Annotated in this window: 19 protein-coding genes; 11 read left to right on the top strand and 8 right to left on the bottom strand. The window is 23.6% G+C overall.

The window, feature by feature from the left end:
- Positions 1-43 precede the first annotated feature (43 nt).
- Positions 44-895, bottom strand: a complete 852-nt coding sequence (locus MBBAR_RS06525) for a carbon-nitrogen hydrolase family protein (protein ID WP_080460492.1) — start codon at positions 893-895, stop codon at positions 44-46.
- Positions 896-1,013: 118 nt separating this feature from the next.
- On the opposite strand from MBBAR_RS06525, the gene MBBAR_RS06520 reads away from it, so the two are divergent.
- The 5 genes from MBBAR_RS06520 to rbr all read left to right on the top strand — a co-directional run bounded on the left by MBBAR_RS06520 (position 1,014) and on the right by rbr (position 3,335).
- A complete protein-coding gene (locus MBBAR_RS06520) occupies positions 1,014-1,619 on the top strand; it encodes a hypothetical protein (protein ID WP_225369996.1) in 606 nt (201 codons plus the stop codon).
- A gap of 66 nt (positions 1,620-1,685) precedes the next feature.
- Positions 1,686-1,871 carry a hypothetical protein gene (locus tag MBBAR_RS06515; protein WP_080460491.1) on the top strand — a complete coding sequence of 62 codons (186 nt, stop codon included), beginning with the start codon at positions 1,686-1,688 and terminating at the stop codon, positions 1,869-1,871.
- Between the two features lie 356 nt (positions 1,872-2,227).
- The gene (locus MBBAR_RS10640) at positions 2,228-2,353 is read left to right on the top strand and encodes a hypothetical protein (RefSeq protein ID WP_282956047.1); all 126 of its coding nucleotides are present in this window, start codon (positions 2,228-2,230) and stop codon (positions 2,351-2,353) included.
- A 6-nt stretch (positions 2,354-2,359) separates the two neighbouring features.
- Positions 2,360-2,692 carry a hypothetical protein gene (locus MBBAR_RS06510; RefSeq protein WP_080460490.1) on the top strand — a complete coding sequence of 111 codons (333 nt, stop codon included), beginning with the start codon at positions 2,360-2,362 and terminating at the stop codon, positions 2,690-2,692.
- A gap of 103 nt (positions 2,693-2,795) precedes the next feature.
- A complete protein-coding gene (rbr, locus tag MBBAR_RS06505) occupies positions 2,796-3,335 on the top strand; it encodes a rubrerythrin (protein WP_080460509.1) in 540 nt (179 codons plus the stop codon).
- Between the two features lie 356 nt (positions 3,336-3,691).
- Here the strand turns inward: rbr and MBBAR_RS06500 are convergent, their stop codons facing one another.
- Positions 3,692-4,420: a tyrosine-protein phosphatase gene (locus MBBAR_RS06500; protein WP_080460489.1), complete on the bottom strand. Its 729-nt coding sequence runs from the start codon at positions 4,418-4,420 to the stop codon at positions 3,692-3,694.
- Positions 4,421-5,394: 974 nt separating this feature from the next.
- Here MBBAR_RS06500 and MBBAR_RS06490 point away from each other — a divergent pair.
- Positions 5,395-6,984: an ABC transporter permease/substrate-binding protein gene (locus MBBAR_RS06490; protein WP_249025039.1), complete on the top strand. Its 1,590-nt coding sequence runs from the start codon at positions 5,395-5,397 to the stop codon at positions 6,982-6,984.
- Between the two features lie 65 nt (positions 6,985-7,049).
- Entirely contained in the window at positions 7,050-7,799 is a 750-nt protein-coding gene (locus MBBAR_RS06485) for an ATP-binding cassette domain-containing protein (RefSeq protein WP_080460487.1), read from the top strand.
- Between the two features lie 312 nt (positions 7,800-8,111).
- On the opposite strand, the gene MBBAR_RS06480 is transcribed toward MBBAR_RS06485, so the two are convergent.
- The 3 genes from MBBAR_RS06480 to MBBAR_RS10455 form a co-directional block, all read right to left on the bottom strand.
- Positions 8,112-8,627 (bottom strand): DUF6790 family protein, encoded by a 516-nt coding sequence (locus MBBAR_RS06480; RefSeq protein ID WP_080460486.1) that lies wholly within the window; start codon positions 8,625-8,627, stop codon positions 8,112-8,114.
- 319 nt (positions 8,628-8,946) lie between these two features.
- On the bottom strand, positions 8,947-9,288 hold the full coding sequence (locus tag MBBAR_RS06475) for a zinc-ribbon domain-containing protein (protein WP_080460485.1): 342 nt from the start codon (positions 9,286-9,288) through the stop codon (positions 8,947-8,949).
- A 332-nt stretch (positions 9,289-9,620) separates the two neighbouring features.
- Positions 9,621-12,002 (bottom strand): glycosyltransferase, encoded by a 2,382-nt coding sequence (locus tag MBBAR_RS10455; RefSeq protein ID WP_080460484.1) that lies wholly within the window; start codon positions 12,000-12,002, stop codon positions 9,621-9,623.
- Positions 12,003-13,064: 1,062 nt separating this feature from the next.
- Between MBBAR_RS10455 and MBBAR_RS06465 the strand changes: the two genes are divergently transcribed.
- Positions 13,065-13,985 carry a peptidoglycan-binding domain-containing protein gene (locus MBBAR_RS06465; protein ID WP_080460483.1) on the top strand — a complete coding sequence of 307 codons (921 nt, stop codon included), beginning with the start codon at positions 13,065-13,067 and terminating at the stop codon, positions 13,983-13,985.
- A 327-nt stretch (positions 13,986-14,312) separates the two neighbouring features.
- Here the strand turns inward: MBBAR_RS06465 and MBBAR_RS06460 are convergent, their stop codons facing one another.
- A complete protein-coding gene (locus tag MBBAR_RS06460; RefSeq protein WP_080460482.1) occupies positions 14,313-14,906 on the bottom strand; it encodes a TMEM175 family protein in 594 nt (197 codons plus the stop codon).
- 193 nt (positions 14,907-15,099) lie between these two features.
- On the bottom strand, positions 15,100-15,921 hold the full coding sequence (locus MBBAR_RS06455) for a nicotianamine synthase family protein (protein WP_080460481.1): 822 nt from the start codon (positions 15,919-15,921) through the stop codon (positions 15,100-15,102).
- 572 nt (positions 15,922-16,493) lie between these two features.
- Here MBBAR_RS06455 and MBBAR_RS06450 point away from each other — a divergent pair.
- Positions 16,494-17,057, top strand: coding sequence for a GNAT family N-acetyltransferase (locus tag MBBAR_RS06450; RefSeq protein WP_143746151.1), 564 nt, complete (start codon positions 16,494-16,496; stop codon positions 17,055-17,057).
- Between the two features lie 217 nt (positions 17,058-17,274).
- Here MBBAR_RS06450 and MBBAR_RS06445 read toward each other — a convergent pair whose 3' ends face one another.
- A complete protein-coding gene (locus tag MBBAR_RS06445; RefSeq protein ID WP_080460480.1) occupies positions 17,275-17,523 on the bottom strand; it encodes a DUF5654 family protein in 249 nt (82 codons plus the stop codon).
- A 675-nt stretch (positions 17,524-18,198) separates the two neighbouring features.
- On the opposite strand from MBBAR_RS06445, the gene MBBAR_RS06440 reads away from it, so the two are divergent.
- Together MBBAR_RS06440 and fwdF are read left to right on the top strand one after the other, a co-directional pair.
- A complete protein-coding gene (locus MBBAR_RS06440; RefSeq protein WP_042701808.1) occupies positions 18,199-18,390 on the top strand; it encodes an ATP-binding protein in 192 nt (63 codons plus the stop codon).
- A gap of 12 nt (positions 18,391-18,402) precedes the next feature.
- The gene (fwdF, locus tag MBBAR_RS06435; protein ID WP_080460479.1) at positions 18,403-19,416 is read left to right on the top strand and encodes a tungsten-dependent formylmethanofuran dehydrogenase subunit FwdF; all 1,014 of its coding nucleotides are present in this window, start codon (positions 18,403-18,405) and stop codon (positions 19,414-19,416) included.
- Positions 19,417-19,564: the final 148 nt, after the last annotated feature.

The following is a 19,564-nucleotide window of genomic DNA, read 5'->3' as shown; positions in this document are numbered from 1 at the left end:
TTATATATTTTAATTAGCTTTAAACTAATTTTTTAATCTATTTTTAATCTAAGTTTTTTAACTCATAAATATCATTTCGTCTATTTTTTAAAATAGGAAGTTCTTCTCTTACTTTATCCACTTCTTTAAGATTTATTTCAGTTATTAAAAGTTCTTCTTCATAACTAGCTTTTTTAACAATCTTTCCCCATGGATTACAAACTATAGAATGTCCATAAGCATGATAACTATTAAATTCATTAAGTGATGGTGAAACACCAATAGTAAAAACTTGATTATCAAGAGCACGAGATCTAAATAATAACTCCCAATGAGCAGGTCCAGTGGTTAAATTAAAAGCCCCAGGATATATTAAAATTTTTGCACCTTCAAGTGACATGATTCTTGAAAGTTCTAAAAAACGAATATCATAACAGATACCTATTCCTATCTTACCTATTTTTGATTTTGTGTCAATTACTGTAACACTATTTCCAGAATTCAAGGTATCTGATTCTTTAAAGTAAATCTTATCTTTAACATCTATATCAAATAAATGCATCTTTCTATGACAACCTAATATTTCACCATTATCATCAAATAAAAAACTAGTATTATAAATTTTTTCTTTTCCTGTTTCTGCATTGATTTTTTTTTCAGGAATGGAACCAGCTAAAACATGAATATTCTCATTTTTACTAGTTTCAGCTATTGATTTTAAAGTATAGCTATTATCACTAAATTCAGCATATTCTTTAAATTTTTCATTTTCATAAGGGCAATTAAACATTTCTGGTAAAATAGCTATATCCGAACCTTCACTTTTAGCTTTCTTTATCATATTAATAGCTTTTTTGATATTTTTTTCTTTATTATCAACTACATTCATCTGGCATAAAGCTACTTTCAGTTTCATAATCACACCTAAGTAATAGTTATATGACTAAAATTATATATTAATATCTAATATTTATATTTAATATTCATATCTCATATTCATATATTAATATTTAAAATAATTTAGAGGTTTTCAAATGGAAGGAAATAAAAGTAATATGAATGATATTAAAAATAATAATAAATATAATGATATAGGTAATAATAAAAGTAATAATAAGAATAACACCAAACCAAGCAATGAAATTAATGAAAATGATCCAAATTTTGGGAAGATTAATATTTCTTTTAATGATGTAAATTATGCAATATACAAAATAGGAAAATGGAAAAATACCTATAAAATAAACTTAATTGGAACTTCTAATGAGATTCCAGCTACTGAAATTACAAAAGAACATGTTTTATCTAATATTAATGAAATTAGAAATTCAAAGTTTGAACTTGGTAAAAATGAAGTTAATGGTATTGTTGCTCTTTCTATTCAATTAAATCCAGAACTCCAAGGAATAGATATTGCTCAAATAATAGCTGATGAAGAAGTTGAATATAAAAATATTGTTGATGAGATAGATGGATTAGAACTTGAAGATCCAAATGGTTCTATTGAGCTTGAAAATGATAAATTTTTAATCTATAAATTAGAAAAAGATCATCATGTTACTGTAGCTAAACCAGCCAATGGATTAACCATGAAACACCACGCAGAAGAAATCCAAAGATTAAAAGAAATGAATAATTAATTTCAGTTTTTTTGAGTTTCTGATGTCTTTCGTTCTTTCTTAAAAAAGAATAGAAAGGTAATTAAAGTGAAATTCACAGAAACAGATACAAAATTAATACAAATAATAAAAAGAAGAAATTTCTCATTAAAAAGAGAAAAAGAGTATAATTTTGTTTTTAATGAAATATATAAACTATTTGGTAAAACTCCGACACAACTTATAAAAGAAGTAATGGAAGAACAAAAGCCTTTTATTGATAATAAAGGATAACAAATAGCAACCGAATGGTAGGTATAATAAATTAAAATACTATTAAATTAATATTTAAAATAAGAAAAAAAATGAATGAGAGTAACTAATTAAGGTATTAGCTAAGAAATTTTATGTTAATGTAGCTAAAATTAACATCTATCGGTATTCTATTTTTTCTAATTATTGTTTTAATATATCCTTTCTAATTTTAAGAATATTTTATTTTTCTATTATAATTTTTTAAGATAAATGTAAAAGATAACTGTAATTATTAATATAAATTTGAATGTAAAATGTATCATAATCGAGACAGTTTAGTATTGCATAATACTTTAATAAGTTATTTGATGATAAATAATACATGAAGTAATTTGATGAATAAAAAGAAAGTTTTAATGGTGATAATTGTAATTTGCATAGCTTTTAGTTTTGTGTCAGGTGTTAGTGCTGCTAAAGTTGATGCTTATCATATTGTTTATCATAAGCATACATATAGTTAGGGTGGGATGTGTTCTCCTTATAAATGGGGTAAGTGTCCTGCTGCTTGGAAAACTAGTGTCAGAATGTTTTTTAGTGGTTCTCCAAGTGAATTAAAAAAGTATTCTTATGGACGATTAAAGTTAGGTAATAAAGTTATTTCTAAAAAATGGAAATATAAACACATGACTGAATATGGCAAAAATTCTTTTGTCATTCTTTCAACTAAAAAAGGTACTGGTTCTCTTAATGGTAAAACTTTTTCATTTCAAGCTTATGATAAAAAGAAAAAGAAGTGGGTAAATTTAGGCAAGAAAAAAATTAAAAAAGCATATTATGATAGGAGCGTGGGATATTATTAATTAAATTTATTAATGATGAGGTAATTATGATATTATAATAATAACTATTGTTATTTTATATAAATATAATATGTTTTATATAATTTTAGGAGGTATGTTGAAAATGTTGGATTTGAAAGGAACAAAAACAGAGAAGAATTTAATGGGTTCTTTTTCAGGAGAGTCACGGTCTAGGAATAAATATACTTTTTATGCCGCTAAAGCAAAAGAGGAAGGTTATGAGCAAATTGCTGCTTTATTTCTTGAAACAGCGGAAAAAGAAAAGGAGCATGCAAAAATATGGTTTAAATTTTTACATGATGAAAAAATTCCGGATACAGTAACTAATTTAGAAGATGCTGCTGATGTTGAACATTATGGATGGACTATGTATGATAAATTTGCAAAAGAAGCAAAAGAAGAAGGTTTTGATATAATTGCTTATGTTTTTGAAATGGTAGGTCAAATTGAAAAAGAGCATGAAGCAAAGTATAAGAAATTATTAGCTAATTTAAAAAATGATGAAGTATTTAAAAAAGAAAACACAGTAGTTTGGGAATGTAGGAATTGTGAATATATTGTTGAAGGAAAATCTGCCCCAGAAATTTGTCCAGTATGTAAATATCCAAAAGCATATTTTGAAATAAAAGCAAAAAACTATTAAAAATTTATTTATAATAATAGAATAATAATGCTATTATATTAAGTAATGCTATTATATTAAGTGTTGAAAGTCTCCATTTTATGATTATATCATTGATTATGGATATTTTTTGAGAAAGAAGCTTAATAATATTTGTTTGCTGTTCTTTGTGAGAGCTGTAAAAAAACTAATAAACTAAACAAAAAAGAACAAAACAACTAATTTAAAAATTAGCTAATAAACATCATTTTAATGTGGTTAAAACACCTAATGGTTTAATCATGAAACACCACGCAGAAGAAATCCAAAGATTAAAAGAATTGAATAATTAACTTTTTAATATTATTTGAATAATTTAATAAGTAATTTGGTTTTTATTATATGGTAATTAATTTTTGTTTTATTTTTCTTATATTTTCTTTACTTACACCAATTTTTTCTAGATATGATTCTGTATTATTATAATTTTTTTCAAGATAGTTTAATAAGTTTGCCATATATTTTGGCTTTGAGTAAGTGAGTTCTTCAGAATATTGTTTGGCTTGTTCCTTTACTTTTGGATTTTCTTTTATATAAGTGTGGGTTATTTGGTAATTAGCTATGATGTCTGATTTTTTAACACCAGCTAAATCTAATAAAAGTGCGGATATTATTCCGGTTCTGTCTTTTCCATCAGTACAATGGAAAAGTATCCCTCCTTTACATTTTGCTATATTATCAAACACTTCTTTCATTGCAGATTTAGCTTCATTCAGTGCAGCTATATATATTTCTATTAAAAATTCTTCTGGATTTTCTACAATCATTTTAGTTATATCTTCAGATGCAGCTTTTTCAATATCACCAAATAATGAAATTTGTTTATATTTTAAGTTTGAATTATCTCTGATTATTTTTAATTCATCACCTATTTCAATTTCTCCTCTTAAATCAAGTATGTTTCTTATACCATACTCTTCTAATATTTTTAAGTCTTTAACAGTAATTTCTTCAAGGCTATCTCCTCTTAAAAAGCTATTAAAAGAGGTAACTCCATTATTTATAGGATAACCTCCCAATTCTCTAACATTATATGCTCCTTCTAAGGGAATATGTATATATTTCATAATTTTCACCTTTTTTTTAATTATTATAATTTTCCAAGTTATTCTATAATTTATTGATTAATATTTTAATTAAAGCATCTTCATATTTAGATAGTCTTGATAATGTTATTCTTTTATTGTATATTGTTTCTTTTTCATCAGGATTTATTCTTAATACTTTATTAATAATCTTTAAAGATTCATCAAAATCATTTAACTCTTCTAATAATAATACGATACTTTTTAATGGGGAAACTTTATCAGAGTCTTCTTTTTTACAAGTTCTAGACTTTTTTCAAAATTTATTATAGTTTTTTCATATTCTTCGTTATTTTGTAATACATATCCGGTATTCATAGATGAAATATATTTCAGACCAAAGCTTAATCATATAATCATAAATTTTTAACTGTAATTTAGTATTTTTAATCCTTTTAAATAACGTTTGAAAAATAAATAGAATAAATATTGGGATTATTAAAAAAACTTTTAATATTAATTTAATTCCTTTAATCTCTTGAAACCCCATGAGTATAGTTTATGAATTTAATTATTATAATTATTTTTCTATATTCAAATATAATATGAAAAGTGGCTTTCTAATGATTAATAGATTAATTAATCAAAAAAATAAAATAAAAAATTTAAGAAATATGATTAATTATCTAGAAAATAAAAAAAATCTATTGATATTTTATTGAATAGTAAAAATCAAGTAGTTTCTTATATATCTCAAAAATTAGACTAATATTTTAAATATTTTCTTTCTCTATTGTTTTAAAATTCTTCATCATTGATAATGGCATAATGAATATTATTTTTAGTTAGTGTTTCTGTAATTATTTTTTCTAATTTTTCATAGTTATATTTTAAATGGCTAAAATAATAAATAGATAATAAAATATCAATAAAATATCATAAAATATTTACATAATGTTGTATAAATAATATATATAGACATTTATTAAATATTATGAAACGTATGAAAGGGGGGTTTGTTAAATATTTTATTAGAAGAGAGTTTTTCTTTATTGATTTCAGATCACGAATTTTTCATGGATTTATTAATTCAACATATCCAACTTTCTTTAATTTCTATTTTAATCGCGATTGTTTTAGGAATGATTATTGGAATTATTGTTAGTGAATATGAAAAAAATAAATGGATATTAAGTGTAGTTAATTTTGTTTATACTATACCTTCAATAGCATTATTTGGATTATTAATTCCAATATCAGGTATTGGTGATGTTAGTGCAATAATAGCCCTTACAATTTATGCTTTACTTCCTATGGTTAAAAATACTCATTCTGGCATTACTAACATTGATAAGGGGATTTTAGAAGCAGCAAGAGGAATGGGAAGTACAAAATTCCAAATGTTATATAAAATAAAAATTCCACTAGCAATGCCTCATATAATGGCTGGTATCAGAACAATGGCTGTCATGACCATAGCATTAGCTGGTATAGCTGCATTTATAGGTGCTGGAGGGTTAGGTGTAGCTATTTACAGGGGGATAACAACCAATAACATGGCTATGACAATAGCAGGAAGTATTTTAATAGCTATATTAGCTATAGTAGTAGATTTTATTTTAGGCCAAATTGAAAAAATAACGAAATATGGTAAAAATGATTCTAAATTTGTAAATAAATTAAAGAAAATAAGTAAAAATAATGAAAATAATAAAAAGCCAGTAGCAATAGTAGCTATTATATTAGTCATAGGTTTAGTAGGAGGGGGAATATTATATGGCTCTAGTAGTTCTGAAACAATAAACATTGCTAGTAAACCTTATACAGAACAATATATACTGGGTTATATGTTAAAGGAATTGATTGAAGAAAAAACTGATCTTAATGTTAAACTAAGTACTGGTATTGCAGGAGGAGTTAGTACAATTCATCCAGGAATGGAAAAAGGAGATTTTGACTTATATCCAGAATATACTGGAACAGGATGGATGGAAGTTTTAAAAGAAGGTGGAACTTTCACTACTGAGCAAAATTCAGAGTTAAAATCAAAATATAATGAAAAATATAATATGTCATGGGTGGGGATGTATGGATTTGAAAATACATATGGTATAGCTGTTAATAAAGAAATAGCAGATAAATATAATCTAAAAACTTATTCGGATCTTGCAAAAGTATCAAATGATTTAACTTTTGGAGCTGAACCAGATTTTTTTGAAAGAAATGATGGATATAATGCGATCTCTGAAAAATACAATTTCAATTTTAAAGATACTAAGGATATGGATGTTGGATTAAAGTATAATGCTATCAATGACAAAAAAATAGATGTAGTAGTAATATACACAACTGATGGTCGATTAATATCTTCAAATATAACTATATTAAAAGATGATTTAGGGTTCTTCCCATCATATGAATGTGGAAATGTAGTAAGAAATGAAGTTTTAAAAGAACATCCTGAATTAAAGGAGGTTTTATTAAAGCTTGAAGGACTTATTAGTAATGAAGATATGGCTAAAATGAATTATCAAGTAGAAGTTGAGAAGAAAGATCCTAAAGATGTTGCCCATGAATTTTTAAAAGAAAAAAAATTAGTAGATTAATAGTTTGGAAAAATGAATGATATTTATAAGATTATACTATTGAAATTTATTGGGGGGTGAAAAATATGGATGATCTTGATAATAAAAATGTAATCATTGAATTTCAAAATATATCTAAAACATTTGATGATAATAAAATAATCGATGATTTTAATCTTAAAATAGTTGAAAAAGAATTTTTAACAATCATTGGAAGTTCTGGGTGTGGAAAGACCACTATTTTAAAAATGATCAATGGTCTTGTCAAACCTAGCTCTGGAAAGATTTTTTTAGATGGAAAAGATATCTCTAAAGAAGATATGGTTAATTTAAGAAGAAAAATCGGTTATTCCATTCAAGGAACATCATTATTTCCTCATTTAAGTGTAAAAGATAATATTTCATATGTTCTAAAATTAATAAATAAAAAAGATAAGGATAAAATAGAAAATGATGTTGAAAAATGGATGAAAATAACTAATTTAGATCAAAATCTAATTGATCGTTATCCTGAAGAATTATCTGGAGGACAACAACAAAGAGTAGGTATAGCAAGAGCTTTAGCAGCTTCTCCAAAAATATTGTTGATGGATGAGTCTTTTGGAGCTGTTGATGCAATAACAAGAAAACAACTTCAAAAAGAGATAAAAAAAATACATGAAAAAACTAAAATCACCATTGTTTTTGTAACACATGATATAAATGAAGCACTTGCATTAGGAGATAGAACATTAATAATGAATAATGGAACAATCGAACAATTAGACATTCCAAAAAATATCATGGCTTGTCCTTCTTCTGATTTTGTAAAACAACTAACTGAACCAATATACTAAAAAATAATATAGTTAGAAAATTTAGCTAAAAATTATAATAATTAACATTGAAATGGTGCTTTCAGTTTTATGATATTTCATATAATAAATGAATTCCAACCTCTTTTTGAGCTTTATAGAATATTTAAATTTTTATTGAATGAAAAGTATTTTTAATAAAAAACCAGCTAATTGCTTTAAAACAAAAAAAATCTTGCTGAAGAGATTCAGAGATTAAAATAAATGAATGGATAAGATTAATAGGATATTATCCATTTTTGAGAAAAATATTTTCCATTCATTTTTTATTATTCTTTTTTCTATTTTTTATCTTTAGTTATTTTTTATGGAGGCATTGTTTATTTTCACATGTTTTGAAGTATATTTATATGCGATTAAAAGTGTTATTAGTATTATTGGGATTAATATATCATTGTACAATGCAAAGCCTGCATTTCCAGGAGCCATATTACCTACTTGAATTATATTCATGATGTGAAAATAGCCATCTCCTAAATAGAATACAGATATAGCTATTATTGTTGCTGTCCAAAAATTATCTCTTAATTTCCAACATAAAATACCCAAAATTCCGTATGACAAGTTTGCAATTCCAACTTCAAACTGAAATGGACTCCCAGTAGGCCACCCTATCATATTAGCAACCATGTCTGCCGTGAAAACATGACCAAAAAAAGCAAATAATGATCCAAAACCAACCATTATTACTAAAAACCATAGTAAGAATATTTCAAAAATTCTATTTTTAGTTCTTTCTTTTTTACTTAAAAATAAATGTATTAAAGCCCCAAATATTGTTATAATCCAAAAAATGTAAATCATTTCCATAGAAATCCCCCCTTAGTTACCTAATGGAATATTTGTTTTGATTTGTTTAAATACTTATTGATATTCTTTATTTTTATTTCTTAGATAAGAAATAAAGTATCTATATATTTTTGGCATATATATTTTTAAATTTTTTATTAAAACTTTTATTAAGTTTTTTATTAAATATTTATTAAATTTTATATAATTTTATTCAGATTTAATATTTTTTAAAATATAAAATATCTATTTAACTTTGAAATATTTATTAAATTTGTAATATATATTTAAATTTAAAATAATTATTTAAATATAAATTTTATTTGAATTAAGTATTTATTTAAATATAAAATATTAATAGTAGTGATAATAATATTCCAATTAGAGAAAGAGCTATTTGTATATAACCATGTTTTTTAACAGACTTATTTTTAGATTGGATTAAATAAAATGGTAAAAATAGTCCTATAATACCAAAAAACCCATAGCTATTAAATAATAAGTTGAAAATAAGTCCTCCCCAACTGAATATTATTGTAACAACATAACTAATAATGATTAATTTTTTATAATCTATAATTAAGTTTTTTTCTTCCTTAGGAATTAATGGTCTTCCACAGTTAGAACAAAAGTTAAAACTTTCTTGATTTTCACAACCACAATATGAACATATTTTTACCATTTTTATCAAAAATATATTGTTTATATTACTATAAAATATTTTTTATAAAATAATAATTAAAAATAAGGGATAATCAAAAAATTAGGATTTATAAATTTTATAAATAATGTAGTAAGATTATAAATAAAAAATCTAGGATATAAAAAGTCTAGAATATAAAGATTTTAGAATATAAAAATTTGAATATAAAGATTCTAAGATATGAAGATTTTAGGATATAAAGATTAATATATAGATTCTAGAGTACTAAATATTCTAAAATATGAAAATTTTAAAAATAAAAACTTTAAAGTATGGAGATATTTTAAGATATAGAGAGATTCTAAATTTGCTTATTTAGAATCATAATTAACTTTAGCTTCTATATTTTTACCAATTTTAAACTTTTTCATTTTTCCTTTAATCTCTCCCATATTTTCTGGTTTTAAATCTTCGTCTTTACCAAGATGTAATGTTTTTGCCCATGTTCTTTCTTTTCTAGTTAGCATTTGATAACAGGTAATAAAGAATAATGGAATAAGATGGAACGAATAAAGCCAATATCCAACAATACCTTTAAATATTTGAGGTATTGAAATATTATCTCGATTTAAAGTCACAATTACGCCTGGGAAAAATCCAAATGCAGAAACCATTCCTATAATTAAAGGCGCATTCATCTTTATTATAAAGTCATTTAAATAGAAATATGAAATGATATTTAACCCAAGAACGATAAAACCAAAGAATATAAATAGGTTTAAACCGTAAAATGCCACATGTTCTATGATTCCAAATGTTCTAAAAACTGGAATTTTAGATTTTATTATTTTTGGAGTGTATATAAATAGTGTTTCAAAGTTTCCAATTGCCCATCGAGTTCTTTGTCTAAATAATTGCTTCCAATTTGGTACTGCTTCTTGATAAACACAAGCTTCTCCACAATATCTGATTGCAAATCTATCTATCATTAATCTAATACTTAAGTTTAGATCTTCTGTTATAGCAAATCCATCCCATCCTCCGATATTATAGATTGCTTCTTTTTTAACTATCTGCCCATTTCCACCTAAAAAACCAGCTTTACCTAAAACATCTTTTGCTCTAACAATGTTTCCAAACACAGCAAGTTCAATATGCTGCATAGCTGTAAGAAAATTTTCATCTTTGTTATACATCTTTATACGAGATTGAACACCTTGAACTTTTTCATCATTTAAATAAGGTATGATTTTAGTGAGGAAATCTGGATCTACACGAGCATCAGCATCAAAAACAGCTATAGCTTCTCCTTTAGATATTTCTAAGCCATCATTCAGTACAAAACCTTTTCCTTTCCCTGATCTTGGAGGTACTCTTGTAATTACTTTTAAATGATCGAATTCTTTTTTTAATTCATTAAGAACTTCTCCAGTTCTATCTTCAGATCCATCATTAATAACAATAAGCTCAAAATTTCTTTTTCCTTTGTAGAAATAATCAACATTTGCAAGTGATCTAACACAATCTGCAATTGTATGTTCTTCATTATGAGCTGGAACCATCATAGTAACAAAAGGTGGAACTTCATAATTTGTAACTTTATCTTGCTTGAATAAACTCATAACTGCTAAAAATATTGTAATAGCAGATGGTACAAATAAAACCCATTGTAGCACTGTAAAATTAAGATATAAAAATGAATAAAGTATGAGTATAGAAGAAATTCCAAGCATACCAATAACACATAGTTTTTCAATTAGAAGCTCTTTATTTTTTTCTTTAACATCATTTTCTATTTTTTTAATTTTATTCACGTTATGTGCGTGTTTTTTAAGTGCTATATTTACTGTATGTTTTAATTCAGAATCATTATAAGGTTTTGAAATAAATCCATAAGGATATGTTATTATAGCATTTTTTATATTTTCTTTTTCATCATCATTAACTAAATATATTATAGGTATATCTAATTTTTCAAGTTTTTTAGAGGTTTCTATACCATTTATATCTCCTTTTAACTCAATACTCATAAGAATAAGGTCTGGATGAAATTTTTTAGCTTTTTTTATAGCTTCTTTCCCAGTATCCGCGGTATCAATTACATTATACCCTATATTTTCAAGTTTTTGTTTGATATCTAAAGAAACAGATTCATCTTCTACAATTAAAATATCTTTTTTATTTGTTGAAGTTATTTTCTCATTTTTTTCAGAGATTTTAGAAGAATTTTTAGAATTTTCACTCTTTTTCATTTGATAATAACTTTTTTTTGCTTTTAAATGTAATTGTGAGTTTTCATCTGTCTTATCATAGTATCTAGAATCATTATTTCCCACTACTCCCATAGCGAGATTTAATTTTTCTGTTTCAATTTTATTATTGTTTATAGCTATTTTAACAGATCTGTTAAGTTTTTCAATCTCTATTGGTTTTAAAATAAAACCTGATCCTAGGTCGATGTTTTCTTTGAGTTTTTCATCATTAGTATTAGAATTTAGGTCTTCTATACTTGTTATGAATAAGATTGGTAAATCTAATGCTAGTATTTTTTTAGATGCTTCAATTCCCCTATTACTTTCTTTTAAAACAAGATCTATTAAAACTAAATCTGGTCTTTTTTCTATAGCAATATTAATTCCTTCTTCTTCTGTAGGAACAATATCTATTACTTTGTAATTTAAAGATTCAAGTTTATTTTTCAAATCAATTCCAGTATATTTATTATCTTCGACAATAAGAATATTTTTAGACATATTCTCCCCCCTTTTAATGTCGAAATTATAAAAATATTTAATTATTTATAATATCTTTATATAATTCCTTTTATTTAAGTTAATTAACAATAATAATCCTTTATTATGTAATTATTCATACAATTATTCAATTTAAATAAATATTAATATTGTATGCTATTTTAATAAGTTAAATAAATATTAACTAATATTTTAAATAGTTATAGCTATATTAAATAAAAAAAAATAAAATCATATAGGCAATCTATTAAATCATTAAAATAATGATAAATAAAACAATTGTTAAATAAACAAATGATAAAAATTTGTATATTAATTTATATATTGGTGTAAAAATATTATTAAATTAGTATTATTGTAGTATTATTGTAATTTTCCTTAAATAATCTATAAAATTTATTTTCATATATATAATTTTTATAATCAAATAAAAATAAAACTATATATTTTTTTTGTATTATTAAATTATATGTTAAGGTATATAATGTTTTGGGTTTTTAGTACTTTATAATAATAATATATATCTTTGTACGATTAATAATGAATTAATACTTTTTTGCATAATAATAAGAACTGTTTAATAAATTTTAAAAATTATTAAATTAACTTTTAAATATAAATAATAAATTAACTTTTAAAATATAAATAATATTGATTAAAATTTTTAAATATATTAAATATTGATTATCTTTTATTTTTTAGGTTTTTCTTTATTTTATTTTATCTTATTTTTAAGTTTTATGTATATTTTATAGTGTTTTTGAATTTTAAATTTATTATGATTCTTTAAATATTTATATAAACCATTTTAATTCTTCTAAATATTATATTAAATTTTTTTATTTTATTAGATGAGTTAGAATATTCATACTTCTTATTATGATATTGCTAGTTCTCTTAATTCCAATGATCATTAATTTGAAACCTTTTTAATTTCCTTTTTTTCATTTAAAAAGATTTCAAGATTCTTATTTTTAGATTTTATGCCCAAATATTTATATATGAGTTTGTTCAATATTACTTTCTCTAGAAATTGACCTTTATAAGAAAAATTTCTAGATAGTGGAGGCGGAAAATATTAATTTAAATAAAATATATTACGCAGTATTTATTATCTGTGTAGCATTTTCTATAGTATCTGTTTCAGCTACTCAAGAAATGCCAAATACTAAAAATGGAACTTCTATCTCTGATGATAAAGTTTCAAATAATTCGAAAACTATTGATCATACGTTAAAGTTTGGTGATAGTGGTGAAAATGTTGTTTCACTTCAAAAAGCCCTTTATTCTGGTGGATTTTACATTGGAAAAATTGATGGTGATTTTGGTCCTTATACTAAAAAAGCAGTAGAAATATTTCAAGCTGAAAATGGTTTAAAGACTAATGGAATTGTTAATGAAGTAACATCTTCTTATTTAAAGAAATTAGGTTATTTAAAAAATTATAATAAAAATTATGATTCTAATGTAGTAGATAGTTCTAAAAAAATGATTAGTGATTCTAAAAATCTTAAATCTAGTGATAAATCAGTTTCTAAAGATTCTTCTTTAAAGAAATCTTCTGCTAGTAATTCAGTAAATAAATCTGAAAATTCTAATATTAATACTGAAAAATCTAAAAAATCAAATAGTTCTGATAATAAGTCTAAAAATTTAGATAACTCATATGATGAGTCTAAAAAATCTTCAAATAGCTATGAACCTTCAACAGACAGTTATAAATCTTCAAAAAACACAACAACTAAAAATACAATAACTATCACATCATTACCAAGTGCTGGTGGAACTGGACTTCCTTATAAATGGACTACAAATACTTGGGAAAACTACTGTCCTTTATGTGGAAAATATGGAGGATTAGTAATAAATCCAAAAGGTGTTTATGAGAAAGAATTAACTTGTAAATACTGTGATGCAGATTATTGTGGAAGTTCTGGTAAAGATAAAGCATATGGATCTAGAGCTACATTAATTAGAGCATAATTCTAATTAATAATTGATTATACAATATACTTTAATAACAAATATAATTTAATATATTTAATATTTAATATAATTTAATAATTGGTTCATATAATTTGAACCTTTTTTATTATATTTTATTATTAAAAATAGTATTAATTATAAAGGAATTAACTATAAAGAGATAATTTAATAGTTTATAATAAAAATCGTTTAAATAAAGGTAGTTTATAATGAAATTTATAATGATAGTTAATTTATGATATAGTTTAATAATTTGATATCATATCATTTACATTATAATTTAATTTTACATTATAATCTATTCTTTTATATTTTTTAAATTTATTATCTCAAACGTGTTTGTATAAAAATTAAGAAATATACAAGTCCACAATAAAGAGGTATAAAAACAGAAACAATCATACTTATTATAGGAATGATTATAAAGCTTTTTTTACTTTTTGATATGGTATTAATTTCTTCTTTAGAGATATCAGGAATTAATAGATTATTTTTAACTAGATGATTCCATTTAGTAACATTTATAATCCCAATAACTAATAGATTAATGTTAAATGGGACTGTTCCTATTGTAAAGTTTCCATAGCTTGTAAAAATTGCTGTTGTTAAAGGAATACTAACAATAGCTATTAATTCATATATACTAAGCCATAAATAGCTACTATTTATATTATTTATATATTTAAATTGAGCATGGGAATTTAACCATAATATACTTATAATTAAAAAGCTTATTATAAAACTTACATATTCTGGAATTATGCTTATTAAGTAATTTATAACCTGTGGTTGTGTTATATTCTCTACAGTGGATGGTGGTGTTACTCCAAGAATTAATATTGTCATTGCAATGGCAAATATTCCATCCATTAATGCTGAAAGTCTATTTTTACTTAATCTTGAATCAGCAATAGTCATTAAATCATTCCATTAATTATTATAATATTATGAAAATTATTTTTTTTATATGGTTTGAGTATTATTTAATTGATATTATTTTAGTTGATAGTGAATAGTAATTTTAGTTGTTAGTAATCAATTTTCATATATTAATTTAAATACTTAAATAATTATTTGAGGATGTTGAAGTTTTTATTTTTAGTATTTATTATCAAATTATTTTTCTTATTAGAACTGATGTGTTATTTATATTTCCTGTTGGAAGTATCATTACTTCTTTATGGAACCCTCTAGTTTCTTTCTCAGTTACAGGGGAATATAATATTGCCCTCATACCAGTATATGTTCTATATAGAACAGGTGTTTTTTCATTAATCATTTCCCAAACATTTGCAAAAACTCTTTCTTTTGGTTCAGCAAGAGCTGCAACCATAATAATGTCATAATCGATATTTTGTATTGTTTTTTCATCACCAACAATTATTTCAATATTTTCTTCCATATTTATTTTCTTTAATACTTCTCGAGATAAATTAGCTACCTTCTCATCCATTTCAATTCCAATACATTTTGATTTAAAAATCTTATTAAACATGATAAGTGTTAAAGGTAAAGGACCACTTCCAATAAAGATTATTTTTTTATTTTCATCAAATTTAACAAGTTGACTTTCGTTTTTAATCAAACCTTCGTATCTATCAAAGAATGTGAATGATTCAAGAGTTTTTTCAGGATTTTCTGATTCTAAAATCTTTTTTGCATTTTCAGTTTCTAATCGTGATCCAGCATAAACATAAAATTTTCTTATTAGCTGTAAAGCTTTATTCATTTTTGGATCATCTAGAATATGCTTTGCTGAGTCGAAATCAATTATATTATCATGAGCAATTATTTCAACCTCGTCTAATAGCTTTAAAATCTTTTCCAGTTTAATATTGTCGAGCTTAGAATCTCCATATTTATCAATATCTCCATAGTCTTCCAATGCAGTAGCTATTTCTTCTATTTTGCCCCAATATTTATAACAGCTCATTTTATCATCCTTTTTTTATCTCTTGACTAGATATTCTCTTTGATAATGGAATTAATGTTTCATATTCATTTGTTTTATTGAAAATGCAATTCTTTAGCTATATTTTTTAATTAACTATCTTTTTTTAGTTATTTTTAATCATATAGTTTTTTGTATATTTCAATTATTATCTTATATTTTAATTTTCATTTATTATTAGATTTATTTCATATATTATATTTTCATTTTATATTTCAATTATTATTTTATATTATATATTTAATAACAAAATATATATAATTAAGTTGATAATATATTCTTAATTTTAAAATAACTCTCTTAAGTATTACAATTTCGTATTTTTAAGCTTAAAAAGTAATACTTCTTGAAATAAATGGTTTGAGTATTATTTAATTGGATATAAACTCATAAAAAGTAATACTTTTTACAAGTAATTTTTCCATTAATACTTTTTATAATTAATATTTGCAAGTAATATTATTTCCATGTAGTATTTTTTAAAAGTAATAATTTTTATACTACTTAAGAACTGTTCATATTTTAATATTCTTTTTTATTGTGTTGGTGTAATTTTGAAATATTATAAAATTAGAACTTTGGATGATGATGGAATTTTCCCACTAAAAACTAAAAAATTTCTTTTTAAAATGATTAAAAAGGAATATGGTTATGGCTACATACCAAAATATCATGGAGATATAAAAAATTTGGAGGAAGTCTATTTAAATAATAAACGAAATAGTTTTTTCATTGCACAGGATAAAAATGAGAATATTATTGGTACATTGGCTATTAGAGAGTATGATAGGGAATTTGAACAATTTAGTAATCTTTATTGTAGGAATTCTACTGCAAGTATATGGAGAGCTTTTATTGATGAAGATTATCGTAGAGTAGGAATCGCTTCTGCACTTGTTGGTGAAGCAGAAAAATTCTCAAAAAATAGTAAGTATAAAAAAATATATCTCCATACTCATAAAAATCTTGATGGAGCATTAGAATTCTGGAAATCTTTAGATTATAATATTACTCTTGATACAGATAATCATCTTCAAACTGTACATATGGAAAAGAATATTAGTAGTGTTTTAGGGAATATTTATTCTAATATTAAAGATTCTATAGCTTATATTTAGATTATAGTTTCATTTTTATCTTCATTGTGAAAAATAATGGTTGATTAAGTTTTATTAAATTTTAAAATGATTGATTTTTAAAACTAAAATAAGTACTAAAATAAACAATATAATTAAAAAAATAATATTTTTAGATTAAATTTTAATTTAATTTTAGATTAAATTTTAATGTAATAATTAAAATTAATAATAAATAAAGAATAATACTTTTTAAAGATTATTCTTCATCTAATTCTATTCCTAACTTTCCTAGGGATCTTCCAATTATTATTGTAACAATTACAGCTATTATTGTCACTATAACTGCATATATAATTAATCCCATTGTCGCAGACCCTGCTTTTAAAAATTCATTTATTACAGCTTGTATAGCGCCATTCCAAGCTAAACCTGCAATAAATGCAAAAGCAGTTGTCATCAATGTGGCTAATGTTTTTAATGTTTGAACTTTCATACTATCTCCCATATTTATCACCACTTATATATTATTAATTCAATATTAATTAATATTTCTATTTAACTCTTAATTTAGTTGTTAAGTCATTTTAGATATAAATATTATTTATATTATTTAATATGGTTGCTATTTTAATTTAATATGGTTGCTTTTTTACATTTTTTCACATTAGGCTCTTATTGTTTTTAGACTTTTATCTTTTATTATAAAAATTATATAGAATTATAAAAATCAATATAAAATCTAAATATAAAATTTATTATATTATAAATATTTCCAATTTTAATAGATATTTGCAATATAATAGGATTTATATTTAGATCTTATTGTAAGCAAATAATTGTTACAAAAATTTTATATAACAAGTGTTATAATATTATAACTTGTCATTTGCTATGATTTATAAATATATATTTTTACTAAACCTATGATTTGCATGAAAATTACAATTGAATATATAATTTATTTTTAATAGTTAATGACATTAGAAGGAAGAAAAAATAATTTATACCAATATCAAAGATCATTTAACTTTCTATCTTCCTTCTTAAAGATTTTTACTATTTTTTATTTTTTATAAAATTTTTCATAAAACTAAACCTGTTAAATTTGCATGCTTAATTAAAATCGTTATGTTTATATATTCATATCGCAAATATTATAATTAATAATCGAGGTGATATGATGACTGTTAAAATTGATTCTGAAAAATGTGGAAATATAGATAATTGTCCTGGTGATGGATTATGTATAAAATTATGTGAGCAACAAGCTTTAATTGATGATAATGGTAATTTAAAAGTTATTGATGAAAATTGTGATGATTGTGATCTTTGTATTGCAAATTGTCCTAATCAAGCTATTAGCAAAGCATAAATTGGTGATATAATGGCTTCAGCTCACCGTGAAGGACAAGATAATAGGGAAGTTATTCACCATAATGATATTTGTGTTGGATGTGGAATATGTTCTGATATATGTCCAACTAATGCTTTAAATCTTGGTCCAATTTTGCCTATAGCTAGAGGAATAGTGGATATGGATTATATCCGGATGGATGAAAATAAATGTGTTGTTTGTGGATTATGTTCTTTTGCATGCCCTTTTAATGCTATGGAATTTAAAATTAATAATCTTGCTGCAAAAAATATGAAAGAATATCCAAAATGGGGTCATGGGACAAATATTGATCAAGAAGATTGTATTCTTTGTGGAAAATGTGAATTATATTGTCCAAGAGATGCAATTCTTGTAAGAAGAGATCTACCAAAAGTAAAAAATCTTGTATCTGGTGAGATAAAAACAGAGGTGGATAATTGTATAGCTTGTCACATTTGTGAAGAAATGTGTCCTGCTGATGCTATAACAATAAAAACTGATTCAAGTTCAAATATTGGGAGATTTAATGCATCTGATATTGAGATAGATCCTGAAAAATGTATGTATTGTAAAATATGTCAGAAAGTCTGTCCAGAAGATGCAATTAAAGCAGTATGTACTACTTGTATGGATAGTGAAAATATACCTCCAGTTGAAATTACAGGAAATGTGGTATTAGATGAGATTTCTTGTGTAAATTGTAGCTGGTGTGAAAATATATGTCCTTCAAATGCAGCTCATACATTAAAGCCTTTTAAAGGTGAAGTATTACTTCAAGAAAATGAGGAAGAAGATAAACTTTGTACTGGTGAAGCATGTCATGCTTGTTTAGATGTCTGCCCATGCAATGCAATAACATTAACTGATAATCACATGACTGTTAATGATGATGTTTGTGTTCTTTGTGGTGCATGTGAAAAAGCTTGTCCTCAAAAAATATTATCTGTAGATAGAACTAGTATGGAATTATCCAATATTAAATCTAAATCATGGCAAAATATTCTTGGAAGTTTAATTGATTAGTTTAATTGATTAATATTGTTTATTTTTAAGTTTCAATATTTTTCAATAAATTTTAATAACTTTTAATATTTTCTAACACCTTTTAATTTTTTAATATTTTTTAATTTTTATTTTTTTACACTTCTAATGTTATTTTTTCTCTTATTTT

Source organism: Methanobrevibacter arboriphilus JCM 13429 = DSM 1125, assembly GCF_002072215.1.
GTDB lineage: Archaea > Methanobacteriota > Methanobacteria > Methanobacteriales > Methanobacteriaceae > Methanobinarius > Methanobinarius arboriphilicus.
The sequence above is the reverse complement of the archived record's forward strand: the minus strand, read 5'-3'. Positions and strand labels throughout refer to the sequence as shown.

Bases quoted from the DNA above. Each gene is read 5' to 3' on its own strand.
- MBBAR_RS06440 (WP_042701808.1), top strand. From the start codon at position 18,199: ATGACTGTTAAAATTGATTCTGAAAAATGTGGAAATATAGATAATTGT.
- MBBAR_RS06500 (WP_080460489.1), bottom strand. From the start codon at position 4,420: ATGAAATATATACATATTCCCTTAGAAGGAGCATATAATGTTAGAGAA.
- MBBAR_RS10455 (WP_080460484.1), bottom strand. From the start codon at position 12,002: ATGTCTAAAAATATTCTTATTGTCGAAGATAATAAATATACTGGAATT.
- fwdF (WP_080460479.1), top strand. From the start codon at position 18,403: ATGGCTTCAGCTCACCGTGAAGGACAAGATAATAGGGAAGTTATTCAC.
- MBBAR_RS06455 (WP_080460481.1), bottom strand. From the start codon at position 15,921: ATGAGCTGTTATAAATATTGGGGCAAAATAGAAGAAATAGCTACTGCA.
- MBBAR_RS06460 (WP_080460482.1), bottom strand. From the start codon at position 14,906: ATGACTATTGCTGATTCAAGATTAAGTAAAAATAGACTTTCAGCATTA.
- MBBAR_RS06525 (WP_080460492.1), bottom strand. From the start codon at position 895: ATGAAACTGAAAGTAGCTTTATGCCAGATGAATGTAGTTGATAATAAA.
- MBBAR_RS06475 (WP_080460485.1), bottom strand. From the start codon at position 9,288: ATGGTAAAAATATGTTCATATTGTGGTTGTGAAAATCAAGAAAGTTTT.
- MBBAR_RS06520 (WP_225369996.1), top strand. From the start codon at position 1,014: ATGGAAGGAAATAAAAGTAATATGAATGATATTAAAAATAATAATAAA.
- rbr (WP_080460509.1), top strand. From the start codon at position 2,796: ATGTTGGATTTGAAAGGAACAAAAACAGAGAAGAATTTAATGGGTTCT.
- MBBAR_RS10640 (WP_282956047.1), top strand. From the start codon at position 2,228: ATGAATAAAAAGAAAGTTTTAATGGTGATAATTGTAATTTGCATAGCT.
- MBBAR_RS06445 (WP_080460480.1), bottom strand. From the start codon at position 17,523: ATGGGAGATAGTATGAAAGTTCAAACATTAAAAACATTAGCCACATTG.
- MBBAR_RS06510 (WP_080460490.1), top strand. From the start codon at position 2,360: ATGTGTTCTCCTTATAAATGGGGTAAGTGTCCTGCTGCTTGGAAAACT.
- MBBAR_RS06480 (WP_080460486.1), bottom strand. From the start codon at position 8,627: ATGGAAATGATTTACATTTTTTGGATTATAACAATATTTGGGGCTTTA.
- MBBAR_RS06485 (WP_080460487.1), top strand. From the start codon at position 7,050: ATGGATGATCTTGATAATAAAAATGTAATCATTGAATTTCAAAATATA.